Origin of the sequence: Clostridium sp. AM25-23AC (assembly GCF_003435125.1) — a bacterium.
Classification (GTDB): domain Bacteria; phylum Bacillota; class Clostridia; order Lachnospirales; family Lachnospiraceae; genus Pilosibacter; species Pilosibacter fragilis.
Window position 1 is genome coordinate 1 of the sequence record NZ_QWGI01000035.1, and the last position, 1,627, is coordinate 1,627.

Sequence of the window (1,627 nt, forward strand, 5' to 3'; positions counted from 1 at the left end):
TTGGCAGCATTGACGATTGCGTCAACGCTCATTTTTGTAATATCGTTTCTGATAATCTGTAAGGGCATTGCTTATTTTTCCCCTTTCTGCTGCCTCGTTAAACATGCTTCTTTTTCAATTCACGAATCAACATCTCAACCTGTGCTCCTGTAAGGAACGGTGTTTTGATTGTCGATGCCCAATAGAAATTCCGCTTCAAAATTGTTTTAATCTCATTCGGAGAAAGAGCAGGCAATGCTTTAACATCTCCATTGAAATTTTCCGGCACAATCATTCTGACACTATGATATTTTTCATCACCCACTTCCGTTGGTGTGTCTGTAACTATCTGTCCAACTGCAATAATTCCTCTTCCTTTGGAATAAAAAAGAGCATAGTCATCTTTGCGAAAGCTGTCGATATACCGTTTGGCATCTCCATATGCCGCTATTTTGTTTCCGAGAATCATCTCGGATTCATTTGTATCTGAATACGAGATATTCGTATCAAACATGATTCCTTTACACGCAGAAAACTTCAAACGATTATTTTCTATTTCTGTCAGAAACTTCACCCAGTATAAAACATTCTCCGGAATGATATGAGACTTATCCGGATTGATCGCAAATTCATAGATAACCGCTGGATCTGCTACTTTCACATTTGAATATTTCTGTGCATTCTGAACGTTTCCTTCTGTTGTAAGCAAATACACTTCACCATTCAGGCTGGAATAGTCATCTGTATTGAGATCAACATCACCCTTCTTTACCTGAATGTAAATATGCTTTCGGTTCAGGTCATTTGGATCAACCAATACGCACTCATACTTTGGCGTAGCAATTTTATTTATCGATGGAATGCAAACGTAGCCTTTCGTATCATACAGCCACAGCGCAAGTAAATCCTCAACATCTTCCGGCTGAAGCAGGCTGTAAAAATGCTTTTCACATAATGAGAGGGCTGGATCGGGATAATTGAATAGATCCAGTGCTGAATCGTGGACACGGTTATACAACATCTGACTGTATTCTTCCACTCCATTTTTCTTAATTCTCTGGATGGTTGAACCCATAATAAATGATGTTGCCACAGCACCAGGAACGGATTCTTCATCTGCCTTATCTGTAGCTGGATACCAGTCTATATTGGTCAACTGATTCGCTGCATCCATCTGTACTGCATCTTCGCGAAACACCCAGGTACTGTTCGCCTTAACTCTCGCAATATAGTATTTCCCTTCATTTTTTGAGCGCATCCATAGGAGGTCTCCTTCTTTCACATCCTCTACCATGCGGCATACACTGTCGAATGATTTATACTGAGTTCTTGCCAGATTACAGTAATCCAAAAACGTATGTATCCCAGAACGTTCTGCCTGGGTTAATTCACGAAGACTCCATCCTATTGCTGCGACATGATTTTTCAAGCAATAGTCGGCAACATTTGTGCCTCCTGTATTCACCTGTAATCTCCATACTGCCATCTTGTCTTCCTCTTTCTTTTTGCATTTAGAACTTTCTCATCATTCGCTTCGATATTATTATATATCTTCCACACATAGAGTGACAGATGCAATGTACATTATTTTGCACATTTCCGATTTGGTCTTGCGGTATTCTGCATAGGAGCTTTTCTTTCGTTCCAG

General features: G+C 40.0%; 1 protein-coding gene. It reads right to left on the reverse strand.

What is annotated here, in order from left to right:
* Positions 1 to 97: 97 nt before the first annotated feature.
* Positions 98 to 1,465, reverse strand: coding sequence for a hypothetical protein (locus tag DW677_RS15530; protein ID WP_181968381.1), 1,368 nt, complete (start codon positions 1,463 to 1,465; stop codon positions 98 to 100).
* Between the last annotated feature and the right edge of the window lie 162 nt (positions 1,466 to 1,627).